General features: G+C 70.2%; 14 protein-coding genes and 1 pseudogene. 4 read left to right on the top strand and 11 right to left on the bottom strand.

Features of this window, described 5'->3' with window-relative positions; all coding sequences use genetic code 11:
- Positions 1 to 78 precede the first annotated feature (78 nt).
- Genes AC3RXZ_RS02465 through dut form a run of 3 tightly spaced genes read right to left on the bottom strand, consistent with a single transcriptional unit; the run spans position 79 to position 1,894 of the window.
- Positions 79 to 843, bottom strand: coding sequence for a DUF3159 domain-containing protein (locus AC3RXZ_RS02465; RefSeq protein ID WP_374208921.1), 765 nt, complete (start codon positions 841 to 843; stop codon positions 79 to 81).
- Positions 840 to 1,427, bottom strand: coding sequence for a DUF3710 domain-containing protein (locus tag AC3RXZ_RS02470; protein ID WP_243225575.1), 588 nt, complete (start codon positions 1,425 to 1,427; stop codon positions 840 to 842). Before AC3RXZ_RS02470 ends, AC3RXZ_RS02465 begins: the two co-directional genes overlap by 4 nt.
- A complete protein-coding gene (gene dut, locus AC3RXZ_RS02475; protein ID WP_243225574.1) occupies positions 1,424 to 1,894 on the bottom strand; it encodes a dUTP diphosphatase in 471 nt (156 codons plus the stop codon). The genes AC3RXZ_RS02470 and dut overlap by 4 nt, the downstream gene beginning before the upstream one ends.
- A gap of 12 nt (positions 1,895 to 1,906) precedes the next feature.
- Between dut and AC3RXZ_RS02480 the strand changes: the two genes are divergently transcribed.
- Entirely contained in the window at positions 1,907 to 2,371 is a 465-nt protein-coding gene (locus tag AC3RXZ_RS02480; protein WP_491493068.1) for a DUF3093 domain-containing protein, read from the top strand.
- A gap of 52 nt (positions 2,372 to 2,423) precedes the next feature.
- Here AC3RXZ_RS02480 and AC3RXZ_RS02485 read toward each other — a convergent pair whose 3' ends face one another.
- Positions 2,424 to 2,717: a DUF4193 domain-containing protein gene (locus AC3RXZ_RS02485; protein ID WP_120230320.1), complete on the bottom strand. Its 294-nt coding sequence runs from the start codon at positions 2,715 to 2,717 to the stop codon at positions 2,424 to 2,426.
- Positions 2,718 to 2,915: 198 nt separating this feature from the next.
- Here AC3RXZ_RS02485 and sepH point away from each other — a divergent pair, with 198 nt between their 5' ends.
- Positions 2,916 to 3,953 carry a septation protein SepH gene (sepH, locus tag AC3RXZ_RS02490; RefSeq protein ID WP_491493069.1) on the top strand — a complete coding sequence of 346 codons (1,038 nt, stop codon included), beginning with the start codon at positions 2,916 to 2,918 and terminating at the stop codon, positions 3,951 to 3,953.
- 295 nt (positions 3,954 to 4,248) lie between these two features.
- Here sepH and AC3RXZ_RS02495 read toward each other — a convergent pair whose 3' ends face one another.
- Positions 4,249 to 5,370: an alkaline phosphatase family protein gene (locus tag AC3RXZ_RS02495; protein WP_491493070.1), complete on the bottom strand. Its 1,122-nt coding sequence runs from the start codon at positions 5,368 to 5,370 to the stop codon at positions 4,249 to 4,251.
- A 47-nt stretch (positions 5,371 to 5,417) separates the two neighbouring features.
- Here AC3RXZ_RS02495 and AC3RXZ_RS02500 point away from each other — a divergent pair, with 47 nt between their 5' ends.
- The gene (locus tag AC3RXZ_RS02500; RefSeq protein ID WP_491493071.1) at positions 5,418 to 7,862 is read left to right on the top strand and encodes a DNA gyrase/topoisomerase IV subunit A; all 2,445 of its coding nucleotides are present in this window, start codon (positions 5,418 to 5,420) and stop codon (positions 7,860 to 7,862) included.
- Positions 7,863 to 7,935: 73 nt separating this feature from the next.
- Here the strand turns inward: AC3RXZ_RS02500 and AC3RXZ_RS02505 are convergent, their stop codons facing one another.
- Positions 7,936 to 10,014, bottom strand: coding sequence for a DNA gyrase/topoisomerase IV subunit B (locus AC3RXZ_RS02505; RefSeq protein WP_243225568.1), 2,079 nt, complete (start codon positions 10,012 to 10,014; stop codon positions 7,936 to 7,938).
- A gap of 179 nt (positions 10,015 to 10,193) precedes the next feature.
- On the opposite strand from AC3RXZ_RS02505, the gene AC3RXZ_RS02510 reads away from it, so the two are divergent.
- A complete protein-coding gene (locus AC3RXZ_RS02510; RefSeq protein WP_243225567.1) occupies positions 10,194 to 10,409 on the top strand; it encodes a DUF7455 domain-containing protein in 216 nt (71 codons plus the stop codon).
- Here AC3RXZ_RS02510 and AC3RXZ_RS02515 read toward each other — a convergent pair whose 3' ends face one another.
- From AC3RXZ_RS02515 to AC3RXZ_RS02535, 5 genes and pseudogenes are all read right to left on the bottom strand, one after another.
- Positions 10,410 to 11,447, bottom strand: a complete 1,038-nt coding sequence (locus AC3RXZ_RS02515) for an alanine racemase (RefSeq protein ID WP_491493072.1) — start codon at positions 11,445 to 11,447, stop codon at positions 10,410 to 10,412.
- 1 nt (position 11,448) lies between these two features.
- On the bottom strand, positions 11,449 to 12,150 hold the full coding sequence (locus AC3RXZ_RS02520; protein ID WP_491493073.1) for an alanine racemase: 702 nt from the start codon (positions 12,148 to 12,150) through the stop codon (positions 11,449 to 11,451).
- Positions 12,151 to 12,163: 13 nt separating this feature from the next.
- On the bottom strand, positions 12,164 to 12,919 hold the full coding sequence (locus AC3RXZ_RS02525; RefSeq protein ID WP_491493074.1) for a type 1 glutamine amidotransferase: 756 nt from the start codon (positions 12,917 to 12,919) through the stop codon (positions 12,164 to 12,166).
- Positions 12,916 to 14,229, bottom strand: a complete 1,314-nt coding sequence (locus tag AC3RXZ_RS02530) for a MurT ligase domain-containing protein (protein ID WP_491493075.1) — start codon at positions 14,227 to 14,229, stop codon at positions 12,916 to 12,918. The genes AC3RXZ_RS02525 and AC3RXZ_RS02530 overlap by 4 nt, the downstream gene beginning before the upstream one ends.
- Positions 14,229 to 15,506: pseudogene (locus tag AC3RXZ_RS02535) on the bottom strand (RNA polymerase sigma factor); the annotation flags it as partial. The pseudogene AC3RXZ_RS02535 and the gene AC3RXZ_RS02530, both read right to left, overlap by 1 nt.
- Between the last annotated feature and the right edge of the window lie 29 nt (positions 15,507 to 15,535).

Consider the following 15,535-nt stretch of genomic DNA (forward strand, 5'->3'; position numbering starts at 1 on the left):
AAGGCGGACCTAACCAGTCTGCTCCGCCGAAGCCGTGCGCGAAAGCCTGCAATTTATCTTGATGTCGAGATAAATCTATCACGAATCGGCGGCGTCGCGCTGCGCCGACCCACGCGGATACAGCGCCCGCACGACCAGCCACGTCACGGCGATCATCGGGGCGAACAGCGGCAGCCCCATGATCAGCTTGAGCGTGCCCAGCGCCGTGACGTCTCCCGCGAAGTAGAGCGGAAGCTGGACCGCGAGCCGCGCGAAGAACAGACCCGCCCACGCGATCGCGAGCCAGAAGAACGCCCGCTTCTTGCGCCGGTCGCCGCGCCAGGCCGTGCCCTCCCCCATGAGGAATCCGGCGGCGAGCCCGATCAGGGACCACCCGACGAGCGCCGACACGAGAAGGGCGGTGCCGTACAGGGTGTTGGTGAGGAACCCCGGGACGAAGTTGTCCTCGCCCCGGCCGGTGAACAGCGCGAGAGCCGCCGCGGCTCCGGCCGCGACCAGGCCGCCGATCGCCGCGGACGGTGGAGACTTCTGGAGCAGGCGCACGACGGTGAACACGGCCGCGAGCCCAACCGAGACGCCGAGGGAGAGGATGAGCGGCTCCGGGCGGATCGTGAACAGCACGACGAACGCCAGGCTCGGCAGCACCGATTCGAGGATGCCGCGCCAGCCGCCGATCGCCGACCACACCACGCGGTGGGTCGCGCCGCCCTCCTCCGGGTCGATGCCCGCCTTGCGGGCCGCCCCGCCGAGCGCGGCGCCGAGGATGTCGGACACACGGGGTTCGGGCTCGCCCTTCCCCGCCTCCTCCCCCGGGTCCTGGGCGGAGGGTCCCCGGTCGCTCACGCGGCGCCGGGCGTGGCCGGCATCTTCAACGGGATGAGATCCCGCGGCGGCATGGGTGCACCGCCGCGGACGACCACGAGAGAGCGGAACAGGTCCTCGACCTTCGCCGCGGCATCCAGGTCGGAGGCCGCGGCGCCGCCGATCACGCCGCGCAGGAACCATCGCGGGCCGTCGACGCCGATGAAGCGCGCGAGCCGGAGACCCGATCCCTCGGATGCCGACGCCGGCACCTCCGCGAGCAGCTCCTTGCCCAACGGGCCGTCGCGCTCCTCGACACGACCGCCCTGGGAGCGGACCTGGTCCTTGAGCTGCACCCGGGTCTCGTCCCACAGCCCGCCGGACCGCGGCGCGGCGAAGGGCTGCACCTGCAGCGAGGAGTCCGCGTAGTCCAGACCGACCGCGACGATCCTCTTGGTCTGCTCCTCGACCTCGAGGCGGAGGTTGAGTCCGTCCCTGGGCAGGATCTTGATGCCGCCGAGGTCGATGTACGGGCGGACCGGGTTCACCTCGGACTCGTCGAACGGGCCCTCGACGGCACGATCCGCCGGAGCCGACTTGGCCGACTGCTCGTTCTGCTCTGTCATGACTTCTCCCCTGGAGCTGCGGCCGGACCGGCCGCCTGGTATCCCGTCGAGCCGAAGCCGCCGTCGCCACGGACGCTCTCGGGGAGCTCCTCGACGGGGATGAAGGTGGCGCGGGTGACGGGCATGATGATCAACTGGGCGATGCGATCGCCGATCGCCACATCGTACGCGCTGCGGGTGTCCGTGTTTATCAGGCTCACCTTGATCTCCCCGCGGTAGCCGGCATCGACGGTGCCCGGCGAGTTCACGATCGAGATGCCGTGCTTGGCCGCCAGCCCGCTGCGCGGCACCACGAAGGCCGCGTATCCCTCCGGCAGCGCGATCCGCACTCCGGTCGCCACCAGCGCGCGCTCGCCCGGCTCCAGATGCACCGCCTCGGCGGCGACGAGGTCGGCACCGGCGTCACCGGGATGGGCGTAGTGCGGGACCACGGAGGCGATAATGGGAAGATCGATGGAATCGCTCACCCCACGAGGCTAATGCAGAACACGGTCCCCGCCACACGTCCGCGCTACCGGGAGCGCTTGGCACCCAGCCTCTGGCTGCTGGCGTCCGCCGCCGTGCTCGCGCCCATGGTCGCCCTCACCCTCGTGCCCGTGGCGCCCACGTTCGGCCTCGTGATCGGCGTCGCGGCGGCGGTGGCCGTCATCGCACTGCTGATCGCCGCCTCCCCCGTCGTGTCCGTCGACGCCGGAGTCCTTCACGCGGGCCGCGCGCACATCGACGCACGCTGGCTTGGCGAGCCGGTGGCGCTCACCGGCGAGGAGGCGAAGCACGCGCGCGGGCCGGGCCTGCCGGCGACGGGCTGGCACCTCATCCGGGGCGGGATCGACGGGGTCGTGGTCGTGCCCAACACCGATCCCGACGACCCGGTCACGGCATGGACCGTCTCGACCCGCACCCCCGACCGGCTGTCCGCCGCGATCCGGCGCGCCCGCGGCTGAACGACGACGCGCCCCGGACCTGAGAGGTCGGGGCGCGTTGAGGATGCTGCGATCAGGCCGCGCATTCCTTGCAGATGGGGCCGTCCGGGCCCTCGTGGTCGAGCTGCGAGCGGTGCTTCACGAGGAAACAGCTCATGCAGGTGAACTCGTCCTGCTGCGCAGGCAGCACGACGACGTCCAGCTCGAGGTCGGACAGGTCGGCTCCCGGCAGGTCGAAGCTCGACGGGTTGTCGGAGTCCTCGTCACCGGTCGAGCCGGAGAGCTTGTCCGGCACACGCTCCTTCAGGGCTTCGATCGACTCGGAGTCGTCTTCGCTCTTTCGAGGGGCGTCGTAGTCGGTTGCCATGCGGTAGATCTCCACTTTCATGGTGCTAGTGGGCGGGGCGCCGTCGGGTAATCGGCGGCCATAGTTTGCACGACCGGAGCGGAATACGCAAATGCCGGTCATCGCACCCGATCAAACTCACGGCGCGCCCAGGGTATTCCCGGCATCCGAGGGGCCCGCGTGACACCATGAACGCACACCCATCAGAGGGGCATTCGCATGGAAAACGTCACGATCGTGGGCACCGAGGCCGGTGTCCTCGTCCTCGCCACCGAGAACGGTCAGCGCTTCGCGCTGCCCATCGACGACCTCCTCCGCGCCGAGATCCGACGCGCGCGTGCGCAGGCGGCACCCGCGGCTCCGAAGCTCGCCGCGAGTCCGCGCGAGATCCAGGCGCACATCCGCTCCGGCCTGGCCGCGGCCGAGGTCGCCGAGCTGCTCGGCATCGATCGCGCCGACGTGGAGCGCTTCGAAGGCCCCGTGCTCGCCGAGCGCGAGCACGTCGTCGGGCAGGCGCTCGCCGTCCCCGTGCTCATCGGCAGCGAGGTCGAGCCGGACGCGCAGCCCACCTTCGGCACCGCGATCCGCGCCAAGCTCTCCGACGTCGAGGCGAGCGGTGAACGCTGGGCGAGCTGGAAGGAGGAGTCCGGCTGGGTCATCAAGCTCGAGTTCACGGCCAACGACGTCGACCACGATGCGCGCTGGAGCTTCGACCCCCGCCGCAGCACGCTCGCGCCGCTGAACGCGGACGCCACTCAGCTCTCCCGCCAGGGTTCGCTCCCCGAAGGCCTGATCCCGCGGCTGCGCGCCGTCGAGAGCGAACGCCCCGCCTCCCCGTACAAGGACGAGACGCGCTTCGATTCCGGGGCGTTCGGCCCGCGCGGTGTGGCCGATCCCGAGGCGGACGTCACCGAGCCGGCGGTCGCAGACCGGGCACCGACCGCCGCGCAGAACGCCGCGATCAAACGTGCCCCCGAGCACTCCAGCACGAGTCCCGAGACCGCCGACCTGCTCGAAGCGCTGCGCCGCCGGCGCGGTCAGCGCGAGAGTGCGCCCGCTGTCGCAGACGAGAACGAGGACGTCACTCCACCGGACCCGATCGCGCTGTTCGATGCGCTCGAACCGGGTTACGACGACGAGCCGCAGCCGGAACCGGAACCCGTTCCGAGTGCGTCGGAGAACTCCTCGCGCAAGCGTCGCCGGAACGCCATGCCGTCCTGGGACGAGATCGTCTTCGGAGCGCGCACCGACGAGTGAGCCCGGAACGCGGCTGCTACACCGCCCCGCTCGTTGAGCGAGGAGCGAAGCGACGAGTCGAAACGCGGCTCACCCCTCCCCGCTCGTTGAGCGAGGAGCGAAGCGACGAGTCGAAACGCGAACGGGACTCACCCCTCCCCGCTCGTTGAGCGAGGAGCGAAGCGACGAGTCGAAACGCGGCTCCTGCTGATCGGCGGTCGACGCGTCTCGACTCGGTCCGCTCGCTCAACGACCGAAGGGAGGCGGGCGAAGCGACGAGTCGAAACGCGGATGCTGCAGGACCCCGCTCGCGCGATCAGCGCGCCAGCGCGCCCAGGCGGATGAGCGGGACCTGACGCTCCTCAGGGGTCAGCGCACCATGCTGCCCGATCATGCCGCGGCCGCGCTGGTCCTCGGCCGTCCCGTCGTAGAGCGCCCGGTTGCCGCGCGCGGCGACGACGAGGTCTCCGATGCGGGACGCCGCGGCATCCGTCACGCGCGATCCGAACAGTCCGGCCGCGATCGCCTCGTCGCGCGTCGCGACGTCGGCGATCCCGTCCGTGTCCTGGCGCCACAGCGCCGCGACGTGGTCGAGGTCCGAGCCGACCTCGAGGTAGAGGTGGAGCATGCGCGGCTCCCCGCCGAAATGGCGGATGTGCGCCATGCCGCGATTCGTCTCGTCGAACACGGCCTGGCGGTGGGCCGGGACGTCGAGCATGCCGTGGTCGGCCGTGACCAGCACGCCGACGCCCTCGGGAACGGGACGCGACAGGGCCGCGTCCACGTCCTCCAGCGCCGCGATCCATTCCGGCGAGTCGACCCCGTGCTTGTGGCCGGCCTTGTCCACGTCGGCCAGGTAGCAGTAGACCAGCGCGCCGTCGTGGCGTTCAGCCAGTTCGTAGGCGGTCTCGACGCGATCGGCCGCCGACGCCACCGCATGGAACTGCGCCCCGCGCAGCGTGGCGTGCGTGAAGCCGCTGTGGGCGTAGGCGGCGACGCCGAGGGCGAAGGCGGGGTGCCCGGCGGCCGCGGCGCGCTCGAAGATCGTCTCGCTCGCCTGCCACGAACCCGGGTCGATGCCGGCGCTCTCCCAGTCCGTCAGCTGATTGACCAGCCGATCGCGTTCGCGGTCCAGCACGCGGTAGCCCACCAGACCGTGCTCGCCCGGCCAGGATCCGGTGAGGATGCTCGTCAGCGCTGCGGCCGTCGTCGAGGGGAACACCGACGCCGCGACATCCCGCTTCGCCATCGCACCGGTGAGGAAGCGCGCGTGCCCGGCATGCGCGCGCAGGCCGATCGCCCCGAGCCCGTCGACGACGACGAGCACGCCCGAGCGGATGCGCGCCCTTCCCTCGCCGCGCACGGCGGCGAACAGGTCGTCCGCCACCCCGACGACGCTCCGGGCTGCGGCGGACTCGGGCGGTAGCATGAGAGGCATATCCGAGCCAGTCTTTCACAGCCCCGTGCAACGCCCGAAGGTCCGTCATGCCCAGAACCTCGCCCGCTGAACCCGTCGAGGAACGCATCCAGGACATCGACCTCGAAAGCGAGATGCAGGGGTCGTTCCTGGAGTACGCCTACTCCGTCATCTACTCCCGCGCCCTGCCGGACGCCCGCGACGGGCTGAAGCCCGTGCAGCGGCGCATCCTGTTCCAGATGGCCGAGATGGGGTTGCGCCCCGACCGCGGGCACGTGAAGAGCGCCCGCGTCGTCGGCGAGGTGATGGGAAAGCTGCACCCGCACGGCGACTCCGCGATCTACGACGCACTGGTCCGCCTCGCGCAGGAGTGGGCTCTACGTCTGCCGCTCGTGGACGGGCACGGCAACTTCGGCTCCCTCGACGACGGTCCCGCCGCGGCGCGGTACACCGAGGCCCGGCTCGCCGGCGCCGCGCTGGCGCTCACGGACAGTCTCGACGAGGACGTCGTCGACTTCATCCCGAACTACGACGGGCAGTTCCAGCAGCCCGCGGTGCTCCCCGCCGCCTTCCCGAACCTCCTCGTCAACGGGGCCAGCGGCATCGCCGTGGGCATGGCGACGAACATGGCCCCGCACAACCTCATCGAGGTCGTCGCCGCCGCCACCTACCTCCTCGAGAATCCGGATGCCACGACGGAAGAGCTCATGGAGTTCGTCCCCGGTCCCGACTTCCCGTCCGGCGGCATCGTCATGGGGCTGGACGGCATCAAGGACGCCTACACCAACGGTCGTGGAGCGCTGAAGGTCCGCGGCAAGGTGTCGATCGAATCCCTCGGGCCGCGGCGCACCGGCATCGTCGTGACGGAGCTGCCGTACATGGTCGGGCCGGAGAGGCTCATCGAGAAGATCCGCGACGCCGTGCAGGCCAAGAAGCTGCAGGGCATCAGCGATGTCACCGACCTGACCGACCGCCACCACGGGCTCCGGGTCGCCATCACGGTGAAGACGGGCTTCGACCCGAACGCCATCCTCGAGCAGCTGTACCGGCTGACGCCGCTGGAGGACTCCTTCAGCATCAACAACGTCGCCCTCGTCGAGGGTCAGCCGCGCACGCTCGGTCTGCGCGACCTGCTCAGCGTGTACGTCGGGCACCGCATCGACGTCATCACGCGCCGCAGCCGCTATCGGCTGGCGCGCCGTGAGGAGCGCCTGCACCTCGTCGAGGGCCTGCTCATCGCGATCCTCGACATCGACGAGGTCATCCAGGTCATCCGCTCCTCGGACGACACCGAGCAGGCGCGGGGCCGGCTTCGTCAGGTCTTCGACCTGTCCGAACCGCAGGCCGAGTACATCCTCGAGCTGCGCCTGCGCCGGCTCACCAAGTTCTCGCGCATCGAGCTGGAGTCGGAGCGGGATGCCCTGCAGGCGGAGATCGCCGGGCTCAGGGAGCTGCTCGCGAGCGACGCGCTGCTGCGCGCTCAGGTCGCGAAGGAACTGGATGCCGCGGCGGACGCCTACGGCACGCCGCGCCGGACCCTCCTGATGAACGCCAAGCCGGCAGTCGCGCGACGCGCCAAGGCCGGAGAGGCAGACCTCCAGATCGCGGATGCGCCGACCCTCGTGGCGCTGTCGACGACCGGTCGTGCCGTGCGCGTCGATCTCGTCGAGGGACAGGAGATCAGCCGCCCGCCGCGACGCAGCAAGCACGACGCCATCCTGTCCACGGTCGAGGCGACCGTGCGCGGCGAGGTCGGGGCACTGACGTCGACGGGACGGCTGCTGCGCTTCTCCCCCGTCGACCTCCCGTCGGTGCCGGCGAGTTCCGTCCAGCTCGGCGCGGGGACGCCGTTGCGGGACTACTTGGGAATCACGACGCGCACCGAGCGCGTGGTCGCCCTCGTACCGCTGAGCTCCGAGACCCCGTTCGCGATCGGCACGGCTCAGGGAACCGTCAAGCGCGTCGTCCCCGCCACCCTCCCGGTGCGTCCGGAGCTCGAGATCATCGGCCTGAAGGACGGGGACACCGTGGTGGGTGCCGCCGTGGCTGCCGACGAGTCCGACCTCGTCTTCGTCACGACCGACGCCCAGCTGCTGCGCTTCGCGGCCTCGGCGGTCCGGCCGCAGGGTGCGCCCGCGGGCGGTATGGCGGGCATCAAGCTCGGCGCCGGGGCCGCGGTGCTCCACTTCGGCGTCGTGACGACCGATGAGGAGGCCGTGGTCGCCACGGTCTCCGGAGCCGAGGGCATGATCCCCGGAACGGATGCCGGCCGTGCGAAGGTCTCGTTCTTCTCCGAGTACCCCCGCAAGGGTCGCGCCACCGGCGGAGTACGTGCGCACGCCTTCCTGAAGGGCGAGGACCGCCTGACCGTGGCGTGGGTCGGCGACCAGCCGGCGTACGCGGTCGGTGCTGACGGAGCGGTGCGCGCGCTGCCCGTCCCCGGTGCAAAGCGGGATGCCTCGGGGCAGCCCGTCGACGGCGTCATCGGCTCGATCGGCCGCCCGGTCGTCTGAGTCGCGCGCTCGCGTCGAGCGGTGCCCCGCTCGCCGGCGGCGAACAGCCCGGCTGAGCGTGCGGGGGCGAGGATCAGGCGTCGATGGACTCGCGGGAAAGCTGGTCCGCGGAGTCGATGATGAACTCCCGACGGGGCGCGACCTCGTTGCCCATGAGCAGTTCGAACACGCGCCCTGCGGCCTCGGCATCCTCCATCCGGACGCGACGCAGCAGGCGGCCGGAACGGTCCATGGTCGTGGTCGCCAACTGCTCGGCATCCATCTCGCCGAGCCCCTTGTAGCGCTGAACCGGCTCGTGCCAGCGCTTGTTCTGCTTTCGCAGTTTCGTCAGCAGGTTGTGCAGCTCCTGCTCGCTGTAGGTGTAGATGGTCTCGTTCGGCTTCGATCCCGGATTGATGACGATCACGCGGTGAAGCGGCGGGACGGCGGCGAACACGCGCCCCTCCTCGATCAGCGGACGCATGTAGCGGAAGAAGAGGGTGAGCAGGAGCGTGCGGATGTGAGCGCCGTCGACGTCGGCGTCGCTCATGAGGATCACCTTGCCGTACCGAGCCGCATCGATGTCGAACGTGCGACCGGAGCCCGCGCCGATCACCTGGATGATCGAGGCGCATTCCGCGTTCGACAGCATGTCGCCGATCGACGCCTTCTGGACGTTCAGGATCTTGCCCCGGATCGGCAGCAGCGCCTGGAACTCGCTGTTGCGTGCGTTCTTGGCGGTCCCGAGCGCCGAGTCCCCCTCGACGATGAACAGCTCGCTGCGATCCACGTCCTTCGTACGGCAGTCCACGAGCTTGGCGGGCAGCGTCGAGGACTCCAGGGCGTTCTTGCGCCGCTGGGTCTCCTTGTGCGCGCGCGCCGAGACGCGGGCCTTCATCTCGGCGACGATCTTGTCCAGCAGCTGGGAGGCCTGGTTCTTGTCGTCCCGCTTCGTGGAACTGAACCGGGCACCGAGCTCCTTGCGCACCACCTGCGCCACGATCTGGCGCACGGCGGGCGTTCCGAGGACCTCCTTGGTCTGACCTTCGAACTGCGGTTCGGGAACCTCGACCGTGAGCACCGCCGTGAGGCCGGCGAGGACGTCGTCCTTCTCCAGCTTGTCGTTGCCGACCTTGAGGCGCCGCGCGTTCTGCTCGACCTGCGACCGCAGGATCTTCAGCAGCTCCTGCTCGAAGCCCTGCTGGTGGGTGCCGCCCTTGGGCGTGGCGATGATGTTGACGAACGATCTGGTCGTCGTCTCGTAGCCGGTGCCCCACCGCAGCGCGATGTCGACGCGGCAGTCGCGCCGGACCTCCTGCGACGCCATCGACCCGTTCGCCTGCAGCACTGGGACGGTCTCGGTGAAGCTGCCCTCGCCCTGCAGACGCCACGTGTCGGTCACGGGGGCGTCGGTGGCGAGGTACTCCACGAACTCGGAGATCCCGCCCTCGTAGTGGTACGTCGTCTCGTTGCGCGTCTCGCCGCGCTCGTCACGGATGACCAGTTCGAGCCCCGGGACCAGGAACGCGGTCTGCCGCGCGCGCGTCTCGAGTTCGGCGAGCTGGAACGCGGCGTCCTTCGTGAAGATCTGCCGGTCGGCCCAGTAGCGCACGCGCGTCCCGGTGACGCCGCGCGGCGCCTTGCCGACGATGCGCAGCTCGCTCTTCTCCTCGAACGGGGTGAACGGAGCGTCCGGGCGCTTCTCCCCGGTGTCGGCGAAGACGCCGGGCTCGCCTCGGTGGAAGGACATCGCGTACACCTTGCCGCCGCGGTCGACCTCCACGTCGAGCCGCTCGGACAGGGCGTTCACCACCGAGGCGCCCACACCGTGGAGACCTCCGGATGCCGCGTACGATCCGCCGCCGAACTTCCCGCCGGCGTGCAGTTTGGTGTACACGACCTCGACGCCGCTGAGCCCCGTGCGGGGTTCGATGTCGACGGGGATGCCGCGTCCTCGGTCGTGCACCTCGACGCTGCCGTCGGCGTGCAGGATGATGTCGATGCGGGAGCCGTTGCCCGCGACCGCCTCGTCGACGGAGTTGTCGATGATCTCCCACAGGCAGTGCATGAGCCCCGGGGACCCGTTCGACCCGATGTACATGCCGGGGCGCTTGCGGACCGCTTCGAGGCCCTCGAGCACCTGGAGATGATGGGCGGAGTACTCGGCGGTCACAGTCTTCGATTCTACGCGTCGCGACGCCCCCGGCCCCGCCGACACTCCCCGTGCCGCCCAGGCCCGGCATTCCCGCGTACGCGCTGAGCGAAACACGCCGCGATCCGGGCATGCACCCAGGCGGAGCGTGGTTGTATTGAGCACGTCCCCAGTGAACCCGACGACGAGGAGGCCCCGAGATGAACGCTACGACGGAACGCGAGACCTCCGCGGTCGAGTATCGGCTCACCGCCATGGACCGTTGCGACTCCTGCGGCGCTCAGGCGTACATCGCCGCTGTCGTGAACGGCTCGGAACTGCTGTTCTGCGCCCACCACGGCCGCAAGTACGAAGAGAAGCTGCGCAGCGTCGCCACCAGCTGGCACGACGAGACGGCGCGCCTGATCGAGGCCTGATCAGCCGGTCACGACCCGCTGAACCCTCGGCGACAGTCGCGTGAGGATCTCCTCGCCGACGGTATCGATCCGTTCGGCGAGGTCGGTCGCGCTGGGTTCGCCCTGATCGCCCGGTCCGAACAGCCGGACGCGGTCGCCGATCGCCGCTCCCGGCCACGCGTCGACCGTGAGCGTGTCGAGGTCGACCCTGCGGACCGTGACCGGACCGACTGGCGTACCGACGCTCGCCCCGGCCAGCGTCGACGGATAGCCGTCGAGGGAACCGAGTCCGACCCGGACGGTGCCGTCCTCGACGCCGACCACGGGCGCGGACAGCGTCGCGATCGGACGGATGCCGTCGAGATCGGGACCGTCGGCCGACCGGATGCCGTAGCAGAAGGCGCCGATGCGGGACACGGATTCCCGCAGCTCCGGGCGCCACCAGGATGCCGCGGAGGCCGTGAGATGCAGCACCTCCGGCGCGAGCCCGGCCTCCTGCGCCTGTCGAACGGCTCCGCGGAATCGCTCCTGAGCTGCATCGTCCTCGGCATCGCCGGCTTCGGCGATGTGGCTCCAGACGCCCACGACACGCACAGACCCTTCGTCCTCGCCCGCGCGGGCCTCGGCGACGGCATCCGCCCATTCCTCCGGGCGAACGCCGTTGCGATGCAGGCCGGTGTCGATCTTGAGATGCACGCGCGCCGTGCGGCTCAGGCGCGCCGCCACCGAGCGGATGCGCGCGAGGTAGTCCCGGGTGCCGACGCCCAGGTCGATGTCGTGCCCCACCGCGTCCGCCACATCCTCGTCCTCCGACGTCGCCCAGGCGAACACCCGCCCACGGCCGCCGATCGCCTCGCGGACGCGCAGACCTGACGGTACGTCGTAGGACCCGAACCATTCCACTCCGGCATCGGCCGCCGCCTCCGCGGACCAGGAGATGCCGTGTCCGTATGCGTCGTCCTTCACCACGAGCATCAGTTGCGAGGGGGTGATCCGGGCGCGCACTGCGGCGACATCGGCCAGGAAAGCCGGTCGGGAGATCTCCAGCACGGGTCCCATCTCACGCCTCCCATTCACGCCGAGCGCGCAGCCCGGCGACGGTGACAAGTTCGGGGATCGTGAGCCCGGTCGCGATGCCCCAGCGGGCCAGTTCACCGCGCACCGGTCCGCGACCGCCGAAGAAGGTCACTTCGGCCCCCGGCTCCACCGGAGCGTCGCCCAGGTCGACGACGCACACGTCCATCGCGACGCGTCCCACGATCGGGCGTTTCACGCCGGCGGCCTCGACCTCGACGCGATTCCCCAGTGCGCGGACGATGCCCTGCGCGTAGCCGCCGGTCACGAGCGCGATCGTGGTGTCCGACTCCGCGCGGAAGGTGTAGCCGTACGACACCGCCTCGCCGGCACGCAGCGGCTTGATCGACATCACCCGTCCGGTGAGGCGCATGACCGGGTCGGTGCGCAGCATCCCCCGCTCGTCCGGCAGTCCGTACAGCAGGAAGGGGTCGAGATCCGGCTCTCCCGAGGTCACGGCCGCGATGTCGTGCCGGCGGAGCACCCGCACGGCGTCCTCATCGTCGACGAGGACCCGGACGCCGTGCGCGGCGACCGCCGCGGCGACCTCGGACAGGCCGTGGCCCCAGGCGTCGCGACGCAGATCGGCACAGGACCCGCCTGCATCGGCCGCGGCGGCCGCGGCGGCTTCGAGCGCACTGCGCGACAGCACGGCACGCGGCAGAGCGCGGCTCGCAGCGGATGTCACCGGATCCCCTCCGTCACACCTGGATGGTCTTGAAGCCCTTGTCGCGGGTCGGGCGCATGAGGATCTTCGTGCGTGCGGCCTCGGCGTACTCGTCGAGATCGCCGGCGACGGCCGGTGCCAGCTCGAATCCGCGGCGCCGGGCGACCGTGCCGATCATCAGCTCGGTGAGTGCCGGGTTCAGAGGCAGCAGCGGCCCCTGCACGTTGCACGCGAACGCGTTGCCGCGGCGGACGAACTCGCCCCGCCGATCGCCGCGCGCGTAGCTGCCGTTGCCCTCCCGCACGGTGCCGTAGGCGGCCTGGGCATCCGTGAGCGTCCACTCCGAGGCGTGGTCCTCGAAGCCGACGACGGGTCCGTCCGGAGTGTCGACGATGATGTAGCCGACACGGCGATCCCGCACGCGCGCCACCCGGTACGGCAGGACGCCGAGCCCGGTGACGTCCTCACCACCGGAGACGGAGACTCCTTCGCCGAGCAGCTCCGCGGAGCCGCCGACGGAGAGCAGCGCGCCGCCGTCCGCGACGAACGCCGCGATCCGGTCCTTCCGAGCGGTCAGGTCGGCGTGCACACCGCGCAACGCCGAGAGCGGGCCGTTCCCGATCACGAGTACATCGAGATCGGCGGGCAGTTCCTCTCCTGGCGCGACGAGCACCGTGACGGTGTCGACCCCGTGCGCCTCGAAGCGCCGCTCGATCGCGCGGACGTTGCCGCGGTCGCCCGTGACGCCGAGGTCGGCCGGGTACAGCTGAGCGATCGTGATCTGCATCATCGGCGCGTCTCCTGCTCTCCGAGCCCCAGGATGCGGCGGCCGATCATCATGAGCTCATAGTTGACGAACCAGATCTGGCGTCCCGACGAGGTCTCGGGGAAGGAGCGCATGATCTCCACGGCCTTCTCCATGTCGGGCTCGACCGTGCCGATCTCGACGCCCGCGTAGGCGAGGGCGAGGGCGAGCTGGTGGGCCTTCTCCCCCGTGACGACATCCACACGTGGCAGCGGGGCGAAGTCCACGTCGTACAGCCAGGAGACGTCGGGGGTTCCGTCGTCGATCGCGATGAGCGCGCGCTCGGGCGTGCCGTCGAGGGCATCCAGGTTCATCTGCAGGCTCGGCGCGTTCTTGAACATGACGAACTCGACCTGCTCGCCCGCCGGGTTCCCTCGCAGGGGGATCACCTCACCGCGGCCGTAGGCGGGTGCCATGGTGGCGAAACCTGCGGCGGCGCGGCCGGCGTCGAACTCGTCGCCCAGCACGCGCGCGGCGACCGTCAGGGCCGCCGCTGCGTCGGCCGCGTAATGCAGGCCGCGCGCGGGCAGCGTGATGCGGGCGTCCGCACCGCCGACGTTCACGACGATCTCGCGCCCCGACACCTCGCGCACCTCTGCGAACGCGTCCCGCGCGATCGTGCCGGCGGTGCCGCTGCGCGTGTCAGCCGCGTTGGACAGGCCGTGCGCGGATGCCGCGACGATCTCCTCGGAGATCCCGAAGAACGACACCGGGGCCTTCATCGCGTCGAGGTCGATCTTGGAGAGGTACGGGTCGTCCCGGTTGACGATGACATGACCGGACGCCCGCGTCGAGGCGTCCAGCATCATGTCCGCCACGCGCTCTGTCTCGAAGAACCGGAACAGCTGATCCACCTGCACGTTCAACGACAGGATCACCGACGGCGAGAGCCGGTCGGCGAGATCGGCGGCGTATCCCTCATCGATCTCCAGGACCGCGACGTCGGCGGAGATCCGGCCGGTCGGCGTCGCATCGGCGAGCAGCGCGCTCGTCACGCCCTGCGGCAGGTTGGCCCCCGTGGGGTTGGTGAACACGCGCAGGCCGTGCGCGCGGAGCACCTCGCTGATCATGTGCGTGGTCGTGGTCTTGCCGTTCGACCCGAGCACGAAGATCACGCCGTAACGGAACTGGCCCGCGAGCGTGGGCAGCAGCGTCGGCGCCATCCGGTTGGTGAGATAACCGGGGAACGCCGACCCGCCGCCGCGCAGACGCGTCGCGAAACGCGCGAGCTTACCCGCCAGAACCGGGACGATGTATCGGGGACCCGCCGACCGCGCCTGAGGAGCGGCCGCCATCATTCGAGGTAGTCCCGGAGGGACTGCGAGCGGCTGGGGTGCCGCAGCTTCGCCATCGTCTTCGACTCGATCTGACGGATCCGCTCGCGTGTGACGCCGAACGTGTCGCCGATCTGGTCGAGGGTCTTGGGCTGACCGTCGCCGAGGCCGAACCGCATGCGGATGACCCCCGCCTCGCGCTCGGACAGCGAGTCGAGCAGCTGCTCGAGCTGACGCTGCAGCATCGTGAAGCCCACGGCGTCCGCCGGGACCACGGCCTCTGTGTCCTCGATGAGATCGCCGAACTCGCTGTCGCCGTCCTCGCCGAGCGGGGTGTGCAGCGAGATCGGCTCGCGGCCGTACTTCTGCACCTCGATGACCTTCTCCGGGGTCATGTCGAGCTCCTTGGAGAGCTCTTCCGGAGTGGGCTCGCGACCGAGATCCTGCAGCATCTGACGCTGCACGCGGGCGAGCTTGTTGATGACCTCGACCATGTGCACGGGGATGCGGATCGTGCGGGCCTGGTCCGCCATGGCGCGCGTGATCGCCTGACGGATCCACCAGGTCGCATACGTGGAGAACTTGAAGCCCTTGGTGTAGTCGAACTTCTCGACCGCGCGGATGAGACCCAGGTTGCCCTCCTGGATCAGGTCCAGGAACTGCATGCCGCGGCCGGTGTACCGCTTCGCGAGGGACACGACCAGTCGCAGGTTGGCGCCCAGCAGGTGGCTCTTGGCACGCTGGCCGTCGCGGGCCACCCACTGCAGGTCGAGGCCCAGCTGGCTGGACTTCTCCGCGGCGGACATGGCGGACAGCTTCTCCTCGGCGAACAGACCGGCCTCGATGCGCATCGCGAGCTCGACCTCTTCGGCCGCGTTCAGCAGGGCGACCTTTCCGATCTGCTTGAGGTAGTCCTTGACGGGGTCGGCCGTCGCGCCCGTGATCTGGGTCGAGTAGACCGGGACGTCCTCGTCGTCGTTCGTCGAGATGACGATCGCGCCGGTGGGAAGAGGCTCGGTGAAGGCCGGCTTCTTGCCGTCCTCGTCATCCTCGGTCTCGTCGGCGGCCTCGGGCGTCTCGACGTCCTCCTCGTCGACGACGTCCTCGTCATCGGCCTTCTTGCGCTTCTTGGCGGGTGCCTTCTCGGCCTTCTTGGCGGATGCCTTGGCTCCGGTCCTGCCCTTGGCGGGCGTCGCCGTCTCCTCGGGCTCGACGGCCTCGGCGTCGGCGGCGGCCTTCTTCGTCCGGGATGTCTTGGTCGTGGCAGCGGTCACGTTTCGCCTCTCACGAGCGGGTGCGACCCGCTCGGAACTTTTCGGACACTAGT

The organism is Microbacterium cucumeris (genome assembly GCF_058349845.2).